The 19,226-nt window shown below is 40.5% G+C and carries 17 protein-coding genes and 1 riboswitch; of the genes, 8 read left to right on the top strand and 9 right to left on the bottom strand.

Features of this window, described 5'->3' with window-relative positions; translation table 11 throughout:
* Positions 1-7: 7 nt before the first annotated feature.
* Entirely contained in the window at positions 8-925 is a 918-nt protein-coding gene (locus tag H5182_RS14735) for an ExeA family protein (RefSeq protein WP_145235164.1), read from the bottom strand.
* A gap of 128 nt (positions 926-1,053) precedes the next feature.
* Here H5182_RS14735 and H5182_RS14740 point away from each other — a divergent pair, with 128 nt between their 5' ends.
* Positions 1,054-2,160 (top strand): tRNA nucleotidyltransferase, encoded by a 1,107-nt coding sequence (locus H5182_RS14740; RefSeq protein WP_145235163.1) that lies wholly within the window; start codon positions 1,054-1,056, stop codon positions 2,158-2,160.
* 9 nt (positions 2,161-2,169) lie between these two features.
* Here the strand turns inward: H5182_RS14740 and H5182_RS14745 are convergent, their stop codons facing one another.
* From H5182_RS14745 to H5182_RS14760, 4 genes are all read right to left on the bottom strand, one after another.
* Positions 2,170-2,679 (bottom strand): DUF1566 domain-containing protein, encoded by a 510-nt coding sequence (locus tag H5182_RS14745; RefSeq protein WP_182760237.1) that lies wholly within the window; start codon positions 2,677-2,679, stop codon positions 2,170-2,172.
* Positions 2,676-4,349, bottom strand: coding sequence for a DUF1566 domain-containing protein (locus tag H5182_RS14750; protein WP_182760238.1), 1,674 nt, complete (start codon positions 4,347-4,349; stop codon positions 2,676-2,678). The genes H5182_RS14745 and H5182_RS14750 overlap by 4 nt, the downstream gene beginning before the upstream one ends.
* Positions 4,350-4,453: 104 nt before the next feature.
* Positions 4,454-4,786 carry a hypothetical protein gene (locus H5182_RS14755; protein WP_145235156.1) on the bottom strand — a complete coding sequence of 111 codons (333 nt, stop codon included), beginning with the start codon at positions 4,784-4,786 and terminating at the stop codon, positions 4,454-4,456.
* Positions 4,787-4,802: 16 nt separating this feature from the next.
* Entirely contained in the window at positions 4,803-5,531 is a 729-nt protein-coding gene (locus H5182_RS14760; protein ID WP_145235154.1) for a DUF2982 domain-containing protein, read from the bottom strand.
* Between the two features lie 247 nt (positions 5,532-5,778).
* On the opposite strand from H5182_RS14760, the gene H5182_RS14765 reads away from it, so the two are divergent.
* From H5182_RS14765 to msrA, 3 genes are all read left to right on the top strand, one after another.
* Positions 5,779-6,831: an efflux RND transporter periplasmic adaptor subunit gene (locus H5182_RS14765; protein WP_182760239.1), complete on the top strand. Its 1,053-nt coding sequence runs from the start codon at positions 5,779-5,781 to the stop codon at positions 6,829-6,831.
* 3 nt (positions 6,832-6,834) lie between these two features.
* Entirely contained in the window at positions 6,835-9,933 is a 3,099-nt protein-coding gene (locus H5182_RS14770) for an efflux RND transporter permease subunit (protein ID WP_182760240.1), read from the top strand.
* 150 nt (positions 9,934-10,083) lie between these two features.
* On the top strand, positions 10,084-10,620 hold the full coding sequence (gene msrA, locus H5182_RS14775) for a peptide-methionine (S)-S-oxide reductase MsrA (protein ID WP_182758410.1): 537 nt from the start codon (positions 10,084-10,086) through the stop codon (positions 10,618-10,620).
* 88 nt (positions 10,621-10,708) lie between these two features.
* Here msrA and H5182_RS14780 read toward each other — a convergent pair whose 3' ends face one another.
* A complete protein-coding gene (locus tag H5182_RS14780) occupies positions 10,709-12,553 on the bottom strand; it encodes a TonB-dependent receptor domain-containing protein (RefSeq protein WP_182760241.1) in 1,845 nt (614 codons plus the stop codon).
* A gap of 33 nt (positions 12,554-12,586) precedes the next feature.
* A riboswitch (cobalamin riboswitch) is annotated at positions 12,587-12,765 on the bottom strand.
* A 173-nt stretch (positions 12,766-12,938) separates the two neighbouring features.
* Positions 12,939-13,421, bottom strand: a complete 483-nt coding sequence (locus tag H5182_RS14785) for a YajQ family cyclic di-GMP-binding protein (protein ID WP_145235145.1) — start codon at positions 13,419-13,421, stop codon at positions 12,939-12,941.
* A gap of 161 nt (positions 13,422-13,582) precedes the next feature.
* On the opposite strand from H5182_RS14785, the gene H5182_RS14790 reads away from it, so the two are divergent.
* On the top strand, positions 13,583-13,936 hold the full coding sequence (locus tag H5182_RS14790; RefSeq protein WP_145235143.1) for a VanZ family protein: 354 nt from the start codon (positions 13,583-13,585) through the stop codon (positions 13,934-13,936).
* Positions 13,929-14,831, top strand: coding sequence for a ketopantoate reductase family protein (locus H5182_RS14795; RefSeq protein ID WP_182760242.1), 903 nt, complete (start codon positions 13,929-13,931; stop codon positions 14,829-14,831). The genes H5182_RS14790 and H5182_RS14795 overlap by 8 nt, the downstream gene beginning before the upstream one ends.
* A 29-nt stretch (positions 14,832-14,860) precedes the next feature.
* Here the strand turns inward: H5182_RS14795 and thiI are convergent, their stop codons facing one another.
* Positions 14,861-16,318, bottom strand: a complete 1,458-nt coding sequence (thiI, locus tag H5182_RS14800; RefSeq protein ID WP_182760243.1) for a tRNA uracil 4-sulfurtransferase ThiI — start codon at positions 16,316-16,318, stop codon at positions 14,861-14,863.
* Positions 16,319-16,422: 104 nt separating this feature from the next.
* A complete protein-coding gene (locus H5182_RS14805) occupies positions 16,423-17,073 on the bottom strand; it encodes a TetR/AcrR family transcriptional regulator (protein ID WP_182731760.1) in 651 nt (216 codons plus the stop codon).
* Between the two features lie 250 nt (positions 17,074-17,323).
* Here H5182_RS14805 and coaD point away from each other — a divergent pair, with 250 nt between their 5' ends.
* Both coaD and H5182_RS14815 read left to right on the top strand, forming a co-directional pair.
* Complete coding sequence (gene coaD, locus H5182_RS14810; RefSeq protein ID WP_145235133.1) at positions 17,324-17,806, top strand: pantetheine-phosphate adenylyltransferase; 483 nt, start codon at positions 17,324-17,326, stop codon at positions 17,804-17,806.
* The gene (locus tag H5182_RS14815) at positions 17,803-19,197 is read left to right on the top strand and encodes a capsule assembly Wzi family protein (RefSeq protein WP_182760244.1); all 1,395 of its coding nucleotides are present in this window, start codon (positions 17,803-17,805) and stop codon (positions 19,195-19,197) included. Before coaD ends, H5182_RS14815 begins: the two co-directional genes overlap by 4 nt.
* The last annotated feature ends 29 nt before the right edge of the window (positions 19,198-19,226 follow it).

Below are 19,226 nucleotides of genomic sequence, written 5' to 3' on the forward strand. Positions count from 1 at the left end.
CCATTAATTAAAGAATGAACGACAAACCAATACCCAGACTGAGCACAGTTAAAAATGCCAACGGATAGAGCCAATTAAACGACGACTGCTGCTCTATGCTAACGGAACTTAATGCACTCGGCGGTAACGCTTCTTGTGCTGAGCGCATTACTATATCACTATCAATCATCGTTAGCTGCTTAGAAAAAGCTCCCATTAAACAGCGTTCACATAATAAATTTACTAAACGCGGAATACCTGCAGTAACTAAGTGAATCGTTTTTAACGCATCATTTGAGAATAGTCCCCGATCACAACCTGCAACATACAAACGATGTTTAACGTAAGCAAAAGTTTGTCCTTCAGTTAACGGTAGTAAATGATAACGAGCAGTGATCCGCTGCGCTAACTGACGCAACTCATTACGCTTTAATAAAGCCTGTAATTCTGGCTGACCAACCAATACTATTTGTAGTAATTTTTTATGATTTGTTTCTATGTTAGTTAATAAACGAAGCTGTTCTAGTACGTCAGGGGCTAAAAGCTGAGCTTCATCAATAATCAAAATAGTGTGGCCACCAGCTTGATGATTTGCTTCAAGATGCTTTTTAATTGCATCAGTTAAGGTTTTTAACGTCGCATTTTGCTCGTCATAAACAATATGAAATTCATCGCAAATACTCGCTAACAGTTCCAATTGTGACAGTGCTGGATTATGGATCAACGCCACTTGTGTGTTTTCAGGTAACTGCTCTTGCAAACTGCGGGTTAAGGTCGTTTTCCCTGTTCCCACCTCACCGGTTAACAATACAAACCCACCGGCTTCACCTAAGCCATAAGTTAAATGCGCCAACGCTTCTTTATGGCGTTCGCTTAAAAATAAGTACTGTGGATTTGGCGCGATTGAAAACGGTTTCTCTGACAAGCCAAAATAGCTTAAATACACCCTAAATTTCCTTACTGATTAAATCACGGCCTATAATGGCAAAAAAACAGCGTAAGTGAAAACCTTGTTAGCGTTTTATTAGCTAAATAACGTAAAATAGTTTGCACAGTTAATATTCAGGGGAAATTATGCAAGTTTATTTGGTCGGTGGAGCAGTTCGTGATGAGCTATTAGGGCGAATCATCAAAGAACGCGATTATGTGGTGGTCGGTGCAACTCCTGAGCAACTGATCAAACAAGGCTATCAACAAGTTGGTAAAGACTTTCCCGTTTTTTTACACCCAAAAACTAAAGAAGAATACGCACTAGCTCGTACCGAGCGAAAACAAGGCCAAGGTTACACGGGCTTTGTCTGCGAGTTTTCAGCAGATGTTACCTTAGAAGACGACTTACGCCGCCGCGATTTAACCGTTAACGCTATTGCAAAAGCACAAGATGGCAACTTAATTGATCCTTATGGCGGCAAGCAAGATTTAGACAACCGCATTTTGCGCCATGTATCTGACGCATTTAGCGAAGATCCACTACGTATATTACGCGTTGCCCGTTTTGCAGCTCGTTATCATTATCTTGGTTTTACGATTGCCGAAGAAACCCAGCAATTGCTAACACAGATGATCAACCAAGGTGAGTTACAAACACTCACCGCAGAACGCATTTGGCTAGAATGTGAAAAATCATTAACGGATGGCGCATTTGCTGAGTTTTTGAATATTTTAGCGCAGTTAGGCGCGCTTAGTGCAATCAGCCCTGCCTTAGCAGGTAACTGGAGCGATGAGTTATATCAACAACTAAAAAACCGTTACGCTTACGCACAAAGCCAAAATATAACCGATCAGGCATTATTGTTTGCACAAGCCACTGCATCATTGACGCAAGAAGAGATTAAAATTCTCAGTCAAACTATTCGTTTACCAAATGACGTACGCGATTTGGCATTACAACTTAATGCCCACCAAGCAACCTTAAGTAGCCAAACAATCACCGCACAGCAACTACTCCGTTGCTGCAATCAACTCGATTTATGGCGCCGCCCTGAACGGTTCGAGGCAGTTCTTAAAGCCGTTGAGATTAACCAAGCAGCATCACTGGCTAATCAAAAATTATTAACAGCAACCAAAGCAGCTAAAGCAATTAACCCGCAGCAATTTATTACGCAAGGCATTAAGGGCGCAGCAATAAAAACCGCGCTAGAACAAGCGCGGTTAGAGATATTGCAGCAGTATTTCAATTAACTAAGCTAGCTACTTTTCATAACGTACTAGACGTAGGTACACAAATGAGGTTTTATCGTGCAAACTGTTAAGGCCTCTGTCAAAGGTGTATACCCAAGCTGAAGTTTTATCGGCAATACCTGAAGTATTTGTCCAATAGTTTTCACTTTTATTACCTAAAAATACAGACTGATTAATACTTGGGGTAACACAGCTGTGCTCTAAAATACTAGCAAGCTCTTTATTATTAGGTAGTTGCCAATCTGTATATGCACCTGTTCGGTCATTCACAGCGGCTCTTAGCGCCTCTTGCCAATTTACTTTTACAGCACTATTAATACAGCTGTTGGTGGCAACATCATAACCTTGTCCATAACTACAGGTTTGCCACATTAGCCCGGTTACACTGTCGCTAACGGTGCCATCAACACTAACTGTAAAACGGGTTGCGGGTGTTGTTTCGGTCACACCAGTGTAGCAAGTCTGCACAGCCATCACGGCAGGACTAAGTAGCAGTAAGCCAACTAATAATGATTTCATTGCGATGCTCCTGCAGTTCTAACCAAGCGCACAAAGGCGGTATTACCTTTTGGATAAGCCAGATCATTGCCGTTACTCATATCAAAAACATACGCTTGCGATAAACTGGTACCATCGGCCGAAGTTTGTGAGGTCCAATAAATTAGTCCATCCTCTAATAAGTTGCTATTAGGCGTATTAGGAAAATAATTCTCATCAAGCAATATTGATTGTCCATGCTTGCCATAATTAAGTAGCGTTAATAACTCTGTGTAAGTAGGCACTCGCCAGTTGGTACCACCACAATAATCGAGTGTATTGACGGCATTAATATACACCTGCAAATTACAGTTACTACTACTTGGGCAAGTACTATTCGGTGTCCCTTGTACACTCCCCGTTTGTACGCCATCGCCACTATTTAAATACCATGTGTAGTGATTTTGACCTTCACGCAACGCCGTATTTGGCAAAGTGCCTGTATTAGGGCTTTTTACTTCCCAAATCAAACCCGTTACGTTATCGCGAATACAACTAAAGTTGCTTGCAGAATCACTCAGTTCATCTGCGAACTCATTTAATTTAGTAAAATCAAAAGCCAATTCACCTTTACCGACTTTTTCTATATGTGTAGTTGCGACGCTGTCACGACCCAAAACAGCATCTTGGCGAGGAAAGTCAGGGCTCGTACAGGCTATTTCTTGGGTGTTGTTGTAACATTTATCCATACCGGTATCATTGAGCAAACCAAGCGGTTTTGATTTAACCACGATATTGACGGTGTCTGTATCTGTGCGCCCTTTGCTATCAGTCACGGTTACTTCAAAGGTATGCGTGTTAACCGCTTCGGTCGCTGGTGCAGTAAAAGAGGTAATGCATTGTTGCTGATTATCAAGTATTGCATTGCCAGATATTTGTTGCCAATAGCATTTAAAGGTGTCTGTTACTGTTTCTGAACCTGTGGCATCTAAGGTCACTCTTTCCAGCTCAATAGCACTCTGATCAATACCAGCATTGGCAATAATCACATCGCTGGTTTTATTTAAGGTATGTGAATATTGCGTGCTTGCTTCTCCCCCCTCATCATCGACAACTGTTAACAGCCAAGTGATCTGCGTGTTGGTATCAAGTAACGGATGAGTGAAACTAATTGTTGCATTGCTATTACTATCTACAGCAAGCGTTGGTCCTGCAATTTGTTGCCAGTTATAGCTATTAATTTGGCCATTTTCATCCGGATCAACTGAGCTGGCACCACTTAAGGTAATTGTATCTTTATAATCAGAAGGCAGTGTTTCGGGTGAAGTTTGAGTAACAATAACCTGAGGAAGCTGATTATTTGACTCAATTTCGATCAGTAAGTCATCACTTACTAATTGACCATCTGTGGTTTGATAACTAACACGCAATAATAATTCGCTGTTTGCTTTAATATCGGGGGCGGTAATTGTTTGTAGTGCACCATCAAGGGGGAAACTGTCAATAATTGGTCCACTTACTCGCTGCCACGTAAAAGTACCATCAACAGGCGAACCTTTGGCTTCAATAGTAAATTCACTTTTTTCAATAATGCGCTGATCATCGCCAGCAAAAACGGATGCTGCAACCACGGGATTATCGTTGCCGCCTCCGCCGCCACCGCATGCTGTCAATACAGCTAATAACGGTAAAACTATCAAGGGGGATTTCATGCACTGATTCCTCATTTAAAACTGAAATTACATAGCCTTAATGTTAATAGCCACGCCAATCAATAAATTAAGCAACAACAATGCCAGATACAAAAGAGAGGATGTTATAAATAGCTATCTTGGTGAATACGGACAAATAACTTTGTGCCTATTTTACTATAATCTATCTTATACTCACGGCCATCTAACGCCTGAATAAACAGTAAACGCTTCTCTTCACCAAATACGTCTACACTGCCAACATAGACCATTTCTAAATAGCGTTCTTTAGCTTCACGACGGTTTTTTGGCAACTCTTCTTTGAATGGTTCTAAACCATGTTGAGTTACCTTTATTTTTGGGTGCACTTCAGAATTCACGATCACTAAATCGAGTTTTTTATCTTTATGGATTATGGTATTTCTGCCACTTTTAATAAAAGATCTATCTTGACTCATCGCTTCATCCTACTAACTAACGCCTATTTTCAGGCGTCTTACTCTCTAATTGAGATTCAATAAATACTACTGGGTTATTCCGCCATGCATTTAAGCTGTGGCTAAAATCCCAAATACTTCTATCCAATACACTTGCTGGTAACAGTAAATCATATCCTGTTAATTGTCGTAGATGTCGCATTCTATTAGCAAACATGGCTATAAGGCCATTAAAACTGCGACCATTCACAGAAGTGTAATGATTATCCTCAACTAACCATTCTGATGGGCAATTGCCATTTTTGCAATGTTTTTGAATTACTTGCATAAATAAATGTCGTTGTTCGATCAATAATTTACCTGCAATTCTTGGTCCTAGTTGTAATAAAAATTCATCGGTGTCGTTAAGTTTGATACCTACAGCATTTAACTCAAGTTGCTCAAGTTCTTGTTCTACTTTAGGAATACCACTGTAATTTAGATTTTCTTGCTTAACACACCAGCAGCCATACTTATGCTGGTAAGTAAGCTCCTTTTCTGTAATAACTAAACTGTAAAATGGCTCTTGAGTTTTTAAAAACCCAACAAAAATGGCAGCCAAACATAAACTCACCAAGAAAATTTCGAAAATGCTAATTTCGTCGGGCCGCAGTAAATTAACTAGCATTATAAATAAAAGCCCAACCGCACCGACAGTGAGAGTTTCGATACCATTGCGCGCACCTTGCGCACGCAATTTCAAAACAGCGTTTTTGCGTTTAACCATAACGATAAAAAACAATATAAAAAGCGTACATAATTATAGCCCAAATTATCAATTTACGTATTTTCATACAACGCGGACATTTGCTCGTTAACTTCATAACTCTCTCACACACCAACATAAAATGGGAACAAAATGAAAAACAACTGAACTTTTACGCCTAACCGACAGATTTATGAGATACGCGGCCGCCAATTCACGCTGTAATTTTGTACACTAGAGGCAATTAATTCTCCGGTATTTTTTAACAATGTATGCAAAGCAATCTGGCAAAGCGCTCTTTCCATTTATTATTACTCTACTTTTGGGGCTATGTGTTTATCTTTATTTACCAAGCAGCCAAGGTGAGCAATCTGACTTCACAGCTAATGCAACGCAAGTAACCGCTCACACTGTTGCAAGTGAAGAAAATGCTGTCCTCATTGAGGCTATCGGCAGTGCCCGCGCTAATCAAGCAATTTATATACAAAGCGCACAAAATGATTACGTAACTGACATTTATTTCAAAGACGGTGATTTAGTCAGTAAAGGTCAAAAGCTCGTACAATTGCAATCGCAGCAAGAAGAGCTCACTGTTAAAGAGCTGGCAATCAACTTACGCGAAGAAAAACGTCAACTTGAACGCTTAACAGAGCTTTCTCGCTCACAAGCAACTGCAAAGTCATTACTCGAAGAGCAACTTTCTCGCGTTGATGCAACCGAAGCTCAGCTTGAAAACGCCAAAACAAAATTATCTGAAATGACTATTACCGCGCCTTTTTCAGGTATTTTAGGTAAGCGTCAGATCTCAGTAGGTGCGTATGTAAATAACAGCACAATTATTACAAGCTTAGATGATATAAGCATTATTAAAGTCGATTTTAAAGTCCCAGAAAAATACCTTGCGCAATTAAACGTTGGCATGAAAGTAATGACCCAAAATGATGCTTACCCTGAAAAAACCTTCACCGGTAAAGTAACGCACGTTAGTGCTCGGATTGATTCAATCACCCGCAGTGTTGAAGTCACAGCAAGCTTCGCGAATAAAAGTGGTTTATTACGCCCTGGCATGTTGCTCAAGACCGCGTTACAACTTAGCTCGAATCAAGCGATGATGGTGCCAGAGAAAGCGGTGATCCCACAACAAGATAAACATTATGTTTTTCAAATTGAAGACGGAATAGCAACCAAAGTAGAGGTTCACGTTGCAGGTCGTCACAATGGCTGGGTTGCCATCGATGAAGGTATTAGTAATGGGCAACAAATTGTTACTGAAGGAATTATTAAAATTCGCTCAGGCAGCAAAGTTACTGTGAAGGGGTAAACTGTGAAAATTACTGATACCAGTGTCAAACGTCCCGTTTTTGCAATTGTAATTAACCTACTGTTACTAACCTTTGGCTTAGTGGCTTTTTCGATGTTACCGCTGCGCGAATATCCTGATATTGAATCACCCATAGTCAGTGTAAGCACTGAATATACGGGAGCGTCAGCCGAGATCATTGAAACAAAAATTACCCAAGTGCTGGAAAACCGTATTTCCGGTATTGAAGGCATTAAAAGCATTAATTCATCAAGTAGAAATGGCCGCTCAAATATTACCATTGAGTTTAATATCAGCCGTGATATTGATGCCGCATCAAACGATGTCCGTGAACGTGTAGCGCGCGCACTTGATAGTCTACCTGAGCAAGTACGCCCGCCAGAAGTATCTAAATCTAACAGTGATGAAAGCCCTATTGCATGGTTTTTACTCAATAGCGACACAATGGATTCATTGCAACTGTCTGATTATGCACAGCGCTTTATTGTCGACCGTTTAGCTGTGGTAGATGGTGTTTCCAATGTACGTGTTGGTGGTGAACGTAAATATGCCATGAAAATTTGGCTCAACCGCCAAGCAATGGCTGCTCGTGGCATAACCAGTAGTGACATAGAAAACACCCTACGAACTGAAAATGTTGAGCTACCTGCAGGTGAGATAGAATCTATCGACCGTGACTTTACAGTTCGAACAGCGCGTAGTTACAAAGAGCAGCGTGATTTTCAAAACCTAGTAATTAAACGTGGCGACGATGGTTACTTAGTTCGTCTTGGTGAAGTCGCTGATGTAAAATTAGAAGCCGCTGACGATGAAAGCTTATTCCGAGGTAATGGCCGCAATATGGTTGGCCTTGGTATTGTTAAACAAGCTAAAGCGAATACACTTACCGTGGTTGATAATGCCCGTGCTGAACTTGAAAAAATCAAACGCAACCTGCCAGAAGGCACAACTATTCAAGACAGCTACGACTCGTCAATATTCATTAAAGAATCAATTAACGAGGTTTACAGAACCTTGGCTATTTCTATGGCCTTGGTGGTATTAATTATCTTCTTATTTTTAGGGAACATTCGCGCCACCTTGATCCCAGCGGTAACAGTCCCAGTTGCGCTGGTCGGTAGCTTTATGTTCTTATTGGCGATGGGTTACTCAATTAACTTATTGACACTACTGGCGCTGGTGCTAGCAATTGGCTTGGTTGTTGATGACGCGATTGTAATGCTAGAAAACATTCACCGGCGTATCGAACTGGGCGAACCTGCCCTACTAGCCGCTTATCGTGGCGCCCGTGAGGTTGGCTTTGCAATTATTGCCACCACCTTAGTGCTGATCTCGGTGTTTGTCCCCTTGGTATTTATGGATGGCCGTATCGGCGCATTATTTACCGAGTTTGCGATGGCCGTCAGCGCCGCGGTATTCTTCTCAAGCATTACCGCATTAACACTCTCGCCAGCGTTGTGTTCATTAGTACTTAAACCATCCTCAAAAGAGAGTAAATTCAGCCAATGGATGGACCGTATCTTTAGTAAGATTGAGCAAAGTTATAAAAACTCTTTACGCTCAAATATGACGCGTTCAGGTGGTTTAACAATCACCCTACTGCTGGCTGGTTTTGTTAGTTATTTACTGTTCCAACAAATTCCTTCAGAACTTACGCCAAAAGAAGACCGTGGTACTTTCTTTATCATGATGAGTGGCCCTGAAGGGGCAAGTTATGAAAATAACGCCGCCAACATGGCAAAAATTGAAGAACGTTTAATGCCTTATTCCGAAGCGGGCGAACTAAGTCGAGTGCTGGTACGCGTTCCTGGCTGGGGTGGCAGCGGTGGTGTGGCAATTGTTGGTATGGCAGACTGGGATGAACGTAAACGTTCAACTTGGGAAGTAATGGATGAGATCAGTGCAAAAATGACTGAAGTCACCGATGTGCGCGCGTTTGCTATTATGCGCCGTGGTATTGGTGGCGGTGGCTCATCACGGCCCATTGAGTTTGTCCTGCAAGGTAATGATTATGCACAATTAGCTGATTGGCGAGACCGGATCATTGAACGTGCAGAGAAAAACCCAGGACTGGTGCGTATTGACCATGACTACAAAGAAACCTTCCCGCAGTTTTTGATCAGTATCGATAAAAACAAAGCGGCGGATTTAGGGATTTCAGTTTCGGATGTTGGCCGCACCCTTGAAACCATGTTAGGCCAACGCCGTGTTACCACCTTTATTGACCGTGGTGAAGAGTACGATGTGATCTTAAAAGGCACTAAAGCTGACTTTGCTGATCCTACCGATATATCAAATATTTACTTAAAATCACGCAGTGATGAACTGGTTCCTCTAGATAGCTTAATTAGCTTAAAAGAAGAAGCCACTGCATCAAGGCTAAATCGTTACAACCGAATGCGTGCTATTACTTTGAGCGCTAACCTCGCCGATGGTTATACCCTTGAAGAAGCGCTTAACTTTTTAAATAGAGTGGCAATGGAAGAAAACGAAATTGATGGCGCCATTGATTATAAAGGTGAATCGCAATTATATTATGAAGGTGCCTCAGCGATGACGTATGTTTTCATTCTAGCGCTTACTGTTACCTTCTTAGTTTTAGCCGCTCAGTTTGAAAGCTTTATGCACCCCTTTGTGATCATGCTCACTGTGCCACTGGGTTTGATGGGCGCAATGTTTGGTTTATGGGTTGCAGGACTAACCATAAACATTTACAGCCAAATAGGCATTGTAATGCTGATTGGTCTTAGTGCTAAGAACGGTATATTGATTGTCGAATTTACCAATCAATTGCGCGATAAAGGCGTAGAGTTTAGTGAAGCTATTTTACAAGCAGCAACCCAAAGATTGCGACCAATTATTATGACCTCTTTGACTACGGTAATGAGTGCGGTGCCACTAGTGCTAGCCTCAGGCCCTGGTGCAGAGAGCCGTATGGTAATTGGTGTAGTGGTGTTTACTGGTGTTATTGTCGCAACCATACTTACGCTATTTGTTGTTCCTGCGGCGTACTATGCGCTGGCTCGCAATACTCAGTCTCCTGAGTTTTTACAACAAAAGCTCAACCAACAAGAAGCTGAAAGGCCGCTAAAAGAGCTTTAATCTCATCGTAGCGTTGCAAACCCATAGCAACGCTACTTTTCACTTCAACACACTTCCCTGCCGTAATTAAATGAAATAATAAACCTCCTTGCTCGTTCTTCTGTTACGCTAGATAATCCGTGTAATTTAACAGCTTTAAGGAACAACTAAATGAGTATAACAAATGAAACTGCAACATTTGGTGGTGGCTGCTTTTGGTGTATTGATGCCGCGTTTAGGCGCGTGAAAGGCGTTTTACAAGTAAGCTCTGGCTATACTGGCGGCGAAACAACTGAGCCTACGTATAAACAAATTTGCACTGGCCTCACCGGCCACGCAGAGGTTGTACAGATTAAGTTTGACAGTAGCCAGATAAGCTATGAGACCTTACTGGCGATGTTTTTTACCCTGCATGATGCCACTCAGCTAAACCGCCAAGGTAATGATATAGGCACCCAATATCGAAGTGTGATTTATTATCATGATAGCGAGCAGCAAGCGCAAACTAATCAATATATTGCAAAATTACAAAGCCAAATACGCGAAGATATCGTCACTGAAGTTAGCCCTGCAACCACTTACTACCCAGCAGAGCAGTATCACCAAGACTACTACAACGAAAACCCTGAGCAACGCTATTGCAGTTTATTGATAGCACCTAAGCTGAAAAAGTTTGAGAAAGACTATAAACAGTTTTTAGTAAACTAAGCAAAGTGCTAAATAAGCATTTTCATCTGAATATAAAAAAGCCCGACAAACAAAAGTGTCGGGCTTTTTTATTTAAGCTAGAACGAGATCAGAGCTGGTAACTTGCGCCAACAAAGAAGCGACGGTCAACTGTATTGTAGTAAAACACTTCGCCAGTTGCATAATCCATACTTGAGTCAACCGCGTTGTATTGCTTATCAAATAAGTTTTCAACACGAGCAGAAAATGAAAGCGCACTGTTAAATTGATAATTTGCAGTTAAGTTCCATAACGTATAAGAACTAAGCTCTGTTACTTTACCTTTTCGATCACTACGGTACTGCATATCAAAACCGGCATCAAAATCGCCCCACTGCTTCGCAACAGACCAGTTCACAGTACGTGGTGAAACATAAGTTTGTGCTACACCCGTTTCGGTATTTTCAGCATTTAAATAAGTAAAATTAAACTGATTATCAAAACCAAGTACTGTATTGGCAAAGCTAAACTCAACACCCTCATGGCGTGCTTCATTTATATTTTCTGGCTGCCATTTACCAGCTGCATTAGGTGCCCATGCAATTAGGTTTTCAATATTATTTCTGAATATTGATATATCAAGCTTTTCCTGAGAAAAGTCTAAACTCAAACCTAACTCTTGGTTAGTTGATGTCTCTGGTGCTAAATTTGGATTACCTGGAGATAAAGGGTCAGGAAAATAAAGATCATTAAATGTTGGCGCTTTAAATCCCGTGCTTTGGCTCAATCGAAGTGTTGCACGCTTATTTAAGTGATAACCAACAGCTGCGGCGTAAGTTGTTTCATTACCAAACTGCTCATCATCATCTAAACGCAATGCTAAATTTGCAATGAATTTATTATCATCAAAATAGCCCCCAAGAAATGCAGCTTTAGCTACTTTGCTATCCGCTAGATAAGCCTTACCATTAGTAAATATTTCATCTTTATACCAATTAAGCCCGCCATTAACGGTTAAAACTTGGCTTGCATTATAACTGCCGTGGTAATCAAATTGTTTACGTTTTGTTTTATAACTATTAGTAATAATCGCACCAGTGTAATCATAGCCTTTGTTGTCAGAATCGTCGGTTGCAATAGCAACATTAATTGAGTGCTTATGATCGGTAAAGGATTTATCCCAATCCAGCCCTAGCTGATAATTTTCAAATTCATTATTTTCTACGATACTATCAATAGGCGAGAAAGCATTGTCGTATTGTGCATTACCTTCACTGTATTGACCCAGCGCTTTAAGCTCACCTAACAGCTCATCTGCATAGCGAATATTAAATCCTAAATTTTTGTTCTCATAACCATCTTCATCCGATGCTACGCCTTGCAATACGTCAAAGCCATCCGTTTTTTCAAACCCAGCATTAAACGACGCTTTAACAGCATCAACTACCGTTGTACCTGCAACTTGATAATTTTGATAAGCATCAGTACCAAATGTTGCATCTAGGCTGACGGATTCCTTTGTACGAGTAATAATATTGATCACACCAGCGAGCGCGTCAGACCCATAAACTGCAGCACGAGAGCCTTTAACAATTTCAATGCGCTCTATTGAATTAAGAGGAATATTACTAATTGATTTATAACCAAGGGTTGCAGAGCCCGTACGTACGCCATCAATCAAAATAAGTGTATGTCGCGAGCTTGAACCGCGAAGTGACACGCCAGAACTTTGCCCAAAGCCACCATTGGAATTTATTTGAAAACCAACTTGGGTTGCTAGTAAACTCGGTAAATCACGGACATTACTTGTTTCAATATCACTGCGCTCAATAACAGTTACACTGGCAAGTACATCAGTAATTGATTGTTCAAATTTATTAGCGGTTACCGTCAGGCGTTCTATTGATTGCTCTGCAGACACAGAAAAAGACAACGCAGCGGCAATTGCTACGCATAGAGTAGATTTGTTTAACATGATATCCCCTGACCCGCGCCCACCGCACAAGTGATAGTAAATTGACTTCAAGGCCGGTCTCCGGACTTAACATAACTTGCTAATAAATTTAGCTAAAAGTATGTATCACCGTTGCGGGGGCAGTGTTGGACTTCGTTTATATCCTATAAACGCCACCAACTTCCCGATTATCTTGCTTTACTTAATCAACAACCTTGAAAAGTAACCACAAGCACCTTGAAAATAGGTCGCTATTGTGATTATTTTAAGCACAAAAGTCAATGGACGGCTATACATCTAAACACTCTAGGTTCTAGGAATAATCATAAGTTCTAAACTAAAAAAGCCAAACTACATTGCTGCAATTTGGCTTTTTCTAGCACCTAGAAACCTAGCTCCTAGCTTTCTAATCTCTAAAGTTTTTAAACTGAAATGGTTGCCCTAAATCAGCACTGCGTACTACTTGCATGGCTTCTTGTAGGTCATCACGTTTTTTGCCCGTTACACGTACTTCTTCGCCTTGGATCGCGGCTTGTACTTTCACTTTAGAGTCTTTAATGGCTTTAACTACTTTTTTAGCCATATCTTTTTCGATACCTTGCTTTAGCGCAACATTACGGTAAACATTTTTTCCCGCACGTGAAATATCTTGCAGCTCTAAACTTGATACGTCCATACCGCGTTTTGATATTTTGCTCGCTAAAATATCAAACAACTGCATAACCTGTGAATCAGCTTCTGCTTTTAGTTTAATGGTTTTATCATTAAGCTCTATTGACGCATCAACGCCTCTAAAGTCAAAGCGAGTTTCCAGCTCACGGTTGGCGTTATCAACAGCATTTTTTGCTTCGTTCATTTCGACTTCCGAAACAATGTCAAATGAAGGCATAAGTCTCTCCTAACAAGATATTTTTAATTCAAATTTATATTGTCGATAATTATACTATATAAATTTTATAAATCTTTACACTTTTCTATGCTTTGTTCAGGTGCGATACGAAATTTGTTTGATATACTGCGGTTCTATTTTTAAACGATTTAGGATTTTTCGTGACTCGGCGTGTTTATCAAACTCTATTTTTAATCAGTATTCTGGTATTTACCTTTTTGTTTGCCCGCGATTTTAGGGGCGTTGGGGTATCGTCACTGCCTCATCTAGATAAGTTAGTGCATTTTATTATTTTCTTTGTTCTGGCAGCCGTCATGGTCAGAGCGTTCAAGCTACCTGTATTCGTTCACCTCGTGTTATTAGCATTTTATGGCATCGCTATTGAGCTAATGCAAAGCACAATCCCTTATCGTAGCGCATCTGTTGCTGATGTTGTTGCTGACTTTTCTGGGGCTGCTAGTTTCTTTTTGTTGTTCGGTATTTATTCTCGTTTTAAAAAGAATCAAAATGGCTAATATATTCGTCGTTGGCGATGGTGCCATTGGGCTGCTCTATAGCCATTATTTGAGTCAACAGCACAGGGTTACCCTACTTACCAAGCATGCTATTGACGAACCTCGTTTTTATCAACAAGCAAACGCGCCAAAACAAGCAATTAATTGCCAACTGACAAACCTGACTCAATTATCTGAGCACGGCCAAGTCGATGTTGTTATTTTTACTGTTAAAGCATATCAAGTTGCCACCGCATTTAGGCAACTAAAGCCTTTTTTAAGCGCTCAATGCCAATTGATTTTATCTCACAATGGCATGGGTAATGTAGATGAAATAAATAGCGAACTTACAAAACAACAAGGACTATACTTTTTAACAACACGTTTAGCGGGCTACAAAGATACACCTTTTAGTGTGTTGCATACTGGTATCGGGAGCAGCATTTTAGGTGATTGTAACCAGCAAGCAAAAACACAACTCGCTGAAGTTAAAAATCTACTAAACGCTATTCCTGAATTAACAACCACAAATAATATACAACAATTACGCTTTGAAAAATTACTCGTTAATATTGCTATTAATCCACTCAGTGCGCTGCACAATTTGAAAAATGGCGCACTGACTGCACCACAGTTTAGTGGCATAATTTTAAATATCTTAAACGAAGCGTGTACCGTAGCAAATAAACTAGGTATTAATGTGCGACTTGCTGAAGCATTAGCGAACGCCTATCAAGTGATGAGTGATACCAAAAACAATTACTCATCAATGCATCAAGATGTCGCCCATAATCGCATCACAGAAATTGACGCGATGTGCGGTTATATTTGCCAAAAAGGTAATCAACTAGGTATTAATACCCCTCACAATCAATCTTTACTCGATGCTATCAGACATAAAAAAAGCGCGATTTAACTCGCGCTTGTTATTAATAACTATCAACCTTACGGGCGATAAACTTTAACATTGGCAAAGCCATTTTCATGTAAAATAAGCGCCTGTAGCTGACTCATTACACCTTTAGTGCAATATAAGTAGTAGTCTTTGTCTTGCGGTAGGTCTGCAAATTTGGTCGCTAAGCGGAAAAATGGCAAATGCACAACTTCTATCCCATCAATTTCAAGCGGTGCTGCATCTTCTTCTTCCGGCGAGCGAATATCAACAACAACTGCATCAGCTGGTAAATCAGAAACTGACTCTGCCTCTTTTAGCTCTTGTTTAGCTTCGACGTCAATGTCACGAATATCCATAATACGTGCGTTTTCAATAACAGTATTGAGCACATCAAAATCAAACTTTTGCTCTTCAGCTTCTACTACGGCAATTTTAGCTTTAACTGTAGGCTTTTTAGAAATCACACCACAGTATTCCGGCATAGTTTCGGCCATTTCTGCGGTGCCGATTTTACGAGCGATGTTTATAATTTCTTGTTTGTCGTGTTGGATCAGCGGGCGTAATATAAGCGTTTCGGTAACACGGTCAATCACACTTAAGTTGGCTAATGTTTGACTTGAAACTTGGCCTAGACTCTCACCGGTAACAAGCGCTTGAATCCCCATTTTTTCAGCTATTTGGCTGCCTGCACGCATCATCATACGTTTGAGAACTACACCCATTTGACTGTTTTCAACATTTTCTAAAATTTCGGCAACAACGGGGTCAAAGTCAACACTGATAAATTTAACTTTATGGGTTGAGCTAAACTGCTTCCAAATATAATAGCTGGCTTGTTTAACACCAATCTCGTGCGCCGCACCGCCTAAATTGAAGAACAAAAAGTGCGTACGAGCGCCTTTGCGGATCATTTGATAACTAGCAACGCCCGAGTCAAATCCACCTGACATTAACGACAAGACATCTTCTTGCGTTGGTAATGGGAAACCGGCCATACCATGATGGGTGTGCGTTACTACGTAAGCTTTATCATCTTTAATTTCAAGGCGAATAGTTACTTCAGGATTTTTCAGTCTTACGCTGGCGCCATCGACGTGTTGATTTAACCCACCCCCAACATAACGCTCTACATCGGTAGAAGTGAAATCATGCTTACCTTGGCGTTTACAACGCACACAGAATGTTTTGCCAACAACAGTGTGACCAACCATATCTAGCGCTTTTTCGTAAATATCGTGCAGGTTTTCGTAGTTAGTTTCGGTCACTTCAATAAACTGCACGATACCTGGGATCCGTTGTAAGCCATCGATAAAATCAATACGCATTTGCGCGTCATCTAATTTAGTTACGACGGATATATTGTCCCAGTTATTTTGTACTTGTACTTTTTCGTCAAGCTTGCGTAATACAATTTTAATGTTGTTCTCTAACAACTTAGTAAAACGTTTTCGCACAGAACGGCTTTTAATGGCTATTTCAGGATGGAGTTTGACGATAAATTTAAGCATAGTTTACTCGTTAGACAATATTTAGGATTCACGCACCCACGTGTTGGGCGCGGGATTATAACAAAAAATCTAACGTCTAGGAAATAAACAACCGCTGCGTTTAATTAAACGGCACCTGCCTGTGCCGCTAATTTACTGTATTTTTCGCGTAACAAGTTAATTTTTGGGATGCTTTGCTCTGTACCAAATGCTTTAAAAAGTGCTAACACTTTTAAGATACCATTATAAATATCTTGCTGAATTAACTCACCGCTTAACCGTCTAGCTTTAATGTAAGGAGTCCAAAAACTGACAGTAATTTTTAGCATGTGAGCAAGCTCAACAGCATCTTCATCGTCAATTGCGATCATACCAACTTCACGCAGGCCAATTACAATTTCGCGCACTTGGCTTAACAAAGCTGCTTGGAACTCAATATAGTCTTTTTTCAGTACTTCGTCGCGAGATAAAATATCACCCAAATTGTCATAGAAAAAATGAAAACGCCACATCAACTCAAACAAAGCATCAAGATACCCAGTTAAGTGTGTCAGTGCTTCATCCTGCTTATCCATTGGCACAAACTGAGTGTGCAAATGCTTACTATATAATGCAAAAATATGGCGAATAATGTCTTCTTTATTTTTAAAGTGATAATAAAGATTACCGGGACTGATGCCCATGTGAGAAGCGATATGATTGGTTGTTATCGCGCGCTCGCCATGTTGGTTAAATAGCATTATGCTAGTTGTAATTATTTTATCCTTGGTACTCATATCCTGCGACTCTGATTATTTTTATTAGAGTAAATGACCATAATTCACTCAGTATTATTAGCCGCGCAGTATATACAAATATAATCCAATAAAATACTACCTTGAAAATTTCTAATCCATAATTCGTAGTTATTGTTTCTTATTGAAATAAACTCATTTACAAATGAAAATATGCAGTCGCAATTTGCAGGCTGATCTGGACAACAAAGACTGTTAATATAACCCTCAAAATAACACTAAGATGATATTTATGAAAGTCACCGCAATTTACCCTGGTACCTTTGATCCATTAACCAATGGACACACAGATCTGATCCAGCGGGCAGCTAAAATGTTTGATACTGTAATTGTTGCAGTTGCTCACAACCCTAGTAAAAAACCCTGCTTTAGCCTTGATGAGCGGGTAGCAATTGCCAATAGTTTACTCACTCATTTAGATAACGTCAGTGTTATTGGCTTTTCTGGATTATTAGCTGATTTAGCACGCGATCATAGTGCGAATGTGTTGATCCGCGGTATTCGTGCTGTGTCTGACTTTGATTATGAGTTTCAGCTTGCCAATATGAATCGTCGTTTAAATCCTGATTTAGAGAGTGTTTTTTTAACCCCAGCTGAAAAAAACTCATTTATCTCTTCAACCCTCGTTAAAGAAGTCGCCCGTCATAAAGGCGATGTCAGTGAGTTTGTACACCCTATTGTAGTAAAAGCATTGCAGGAAAAGTTACACGGATGAAGTTAAATATCTATTTAAGCGCCTTAATTGCCATTGCTACACCGGCGTTTGCAACACCTTGGATTGAAAGTGACGACCCTTTATTACGCGCTTCAATTGAAATGCTCTTTAACCAAGGTGTGATTAAACAACCGATCAATAGTTATCCCCTAATGTGGCAAGGTATTGCCAGAGATTTAAGTACAATTGAAAGCAGCAGTTTATCAACACAGAGTCAATTTGCTTATCAACACGTAAAACATGCCTTAGATAGAGCTAAACAAGGCAGTAGCTCTGGTGTCAGGCTTAACTACAATAGTGAGCCAGCTTTGGAACAAAGCTTTGGTAAGCGCGATCAACAAAAAAGTGGTATAAATAGCTATGGCTCTATCACTGGCGACCGTGTTAGCGCCAAAGTCAGTGTTAATTACGCTGATGAGGCACTAGATGATGAATACACAAATTATCACGGCAGTTATTTAGCAGTATTAATCGGCGGCTGGTCTGTCAGTGCAGAGCAAGTAAGCCATTGGTGGGGACCCAGTAACGATAACGCACTACTGCTATCAAATAATGCAGCACCAATGAAAGGGCTACGGATAAACCGCGCTAACACCCAATATGTAGGTCCAAGCTGGCTCTCCTTTATTGGTAATTGGCAGTTAACCGGGATTTACGCGAAACAAAAACCGCATTTAAGTAATGGTGAAAAAGGCGACTACTGGGCTATGCGCTTTGCCAGCACACCACTTGCGGGGCTTGAGATTGCATTTAGCTCAGCGGGCTCTGATTATTTAACCAGCACAGAAATAGCCCCCAATTCGCTCGAACTGATAACAACTAAGCAACGCTTAACCAGTTTAGATGCTAAGTACTCAACCAGCATCGCCAATCAACCGATTGCTTTTTATACTGAGCTAATGGGTAAAAATGACAGTGGTATTGCGCCCAGTGATCCTTTTTATACCCTTGGTGTAGAGAGTTTTTTTGGTGATCAAAAACAGTTATTAAAAACCTATTTTGAATATTCAAATACCCAACAAGATTGTACGGCCCAACTTAGCTGTAATGAGGCTAATGAAAGCTTTACTAACTATGCCCAAGCCTATAATCATAAAGACCGCTTAATTGGCTCTGCAACACCACAGCAAAGTAAATCAGCAGTATTAGGTGCGCATTATCATACTATGAACGGTTATGGCGGCTATGCGAAGTTACGTTGGTTTAAAACTGACATCACCGACTTGACTCAAGTCGCTGAAACGTTTGAACGCTTACAATTAGAGCTTGGTTATCAGCAGGCTATTTTTAGTGGTTTATGGAAGATCAGCGGCTCAGTGTATAAAGACGAACTTGCTAACGAGTCTGATACCAACAGCGCATTAAAAACCAGCTGGGAATATCGGTTTTAAGTACGTTTTCGCAATGAATGAACTAAAAT

Source organism: Pseudoalteromonas sp. SG44-17 (assembly GCF_014164235.1).
Taxonomy (GTDB): Bacteria; Pseudomonadota; Gammaproteobacteria; order Enterobacterales; family Alteromonadaceae; genus Pseudoalteromonas; species Pseudoalteromonas rhizosphaerae.

What these genes read in the sequence shown, in the direction of transcription:
- H5182_RS14745 (WP_182760237.1), bottom strand. Translation starts at nt 2,679, where the DNA reads ATGAAATCATTATTAGTTGGCTTACTGCTACTTAGTCCTGCCGTGATG.
- H5182_RS14765 (WP_182760239.1), top strand. Translation starts at nt 5,779, where the DNA reads ATGTATGCAAAGCAATCTGGCAAAGCGCTCTTTCCATTTATTATTACT.
- H5182_RS14795 (WP_182760242.1), top strand. Translation starts at nt 13,929, where the DNA reads ATGGCTAATATATTCGTCGTTGGCGATGGTGCCATTGGGCTGCTCTAT.
- H5182_RS14760 (WP_145235154.1), bottom strand. Translation starts at nt 5,531, where the DNA reads ATGGTTAAACGCAAAAACGCTGTTTTGAAATTGCGTGCGCAAGGTGCG.
- H5182_RS14785 (WP_145235145.1), bottom strand. Translation starts at nt 13,421, where the DNA reads ATGCCTTCATTTGACATTGTTTCGGAAGTCGAAATGAACGAAGCAAAA.
- H5182_RS14755 (WP_145235156.1), bottom strand. Translation starts at nt 4,786, where the DNA reads ATGAGTCAAGATAGATCTTTTATTAAAAGTGGCAGAAATACCATAATC.
- H5182_RS14815 (WP_182760244.1), top strand. Translation starts at nt 17,803, where the DNA reads ATGAAGTTAAATATCTATTTAAGCGCCTTAATTGCCATTGCTACACCG.
- thiI (WP_182760243.1), bottom strand. Translation starts at nt 16,318, where the DNA reads ATGCTTAAATTTATCGTCAAACTCCATCCTGAAATAGCCATTAAAAGC.
- H5182_RS14805 (WP_182731760.1), bottom strand. Translation starts at nt 17,073, where the DNA reads ATGAGTACCAAGGATAAAATAATTACAACTAGCATAATGCTATTTAAC.
- H5182_RS14780 (WP_182760241.1), bottom strand. Translation starts at nt 12,553, where the DNA reads ATGTTAAACAAATCTACTCTATGCGTAGCAATTGCCGCTGCGTTGTCT.
- coaD (WP_145235133.1), top strand. Translation starts at nt 17,324, where the DNA reads ATGAAAGTCACCGCAATTTACCCTGGTACCTTTGATCCATTAACCAAT.
- msrA (WP_182758410.1), top strand. Translation starts at nt 10,084, where the DNA reads ATGAGTATAACAAATGAAACTGCAACATTTGGTGGTGGCTGCTTTTGG.
- H5182_RS14750 (WP_182760238.1), bottom strand. Translation starts at nt 4,349, where the DNA reads ATGAAATCCCCCTTGATAGTTTTACCGTTATTAGCTGTATTGACAGCA.
- H5182_RS14740 (WP_145235163.1), top strand. Translation starts at nt 1,054, where the DNA reads ATGCAAGTTTATTTGGTCGGTGGAGCAGTTCGTGATGAGCTATTAGGG.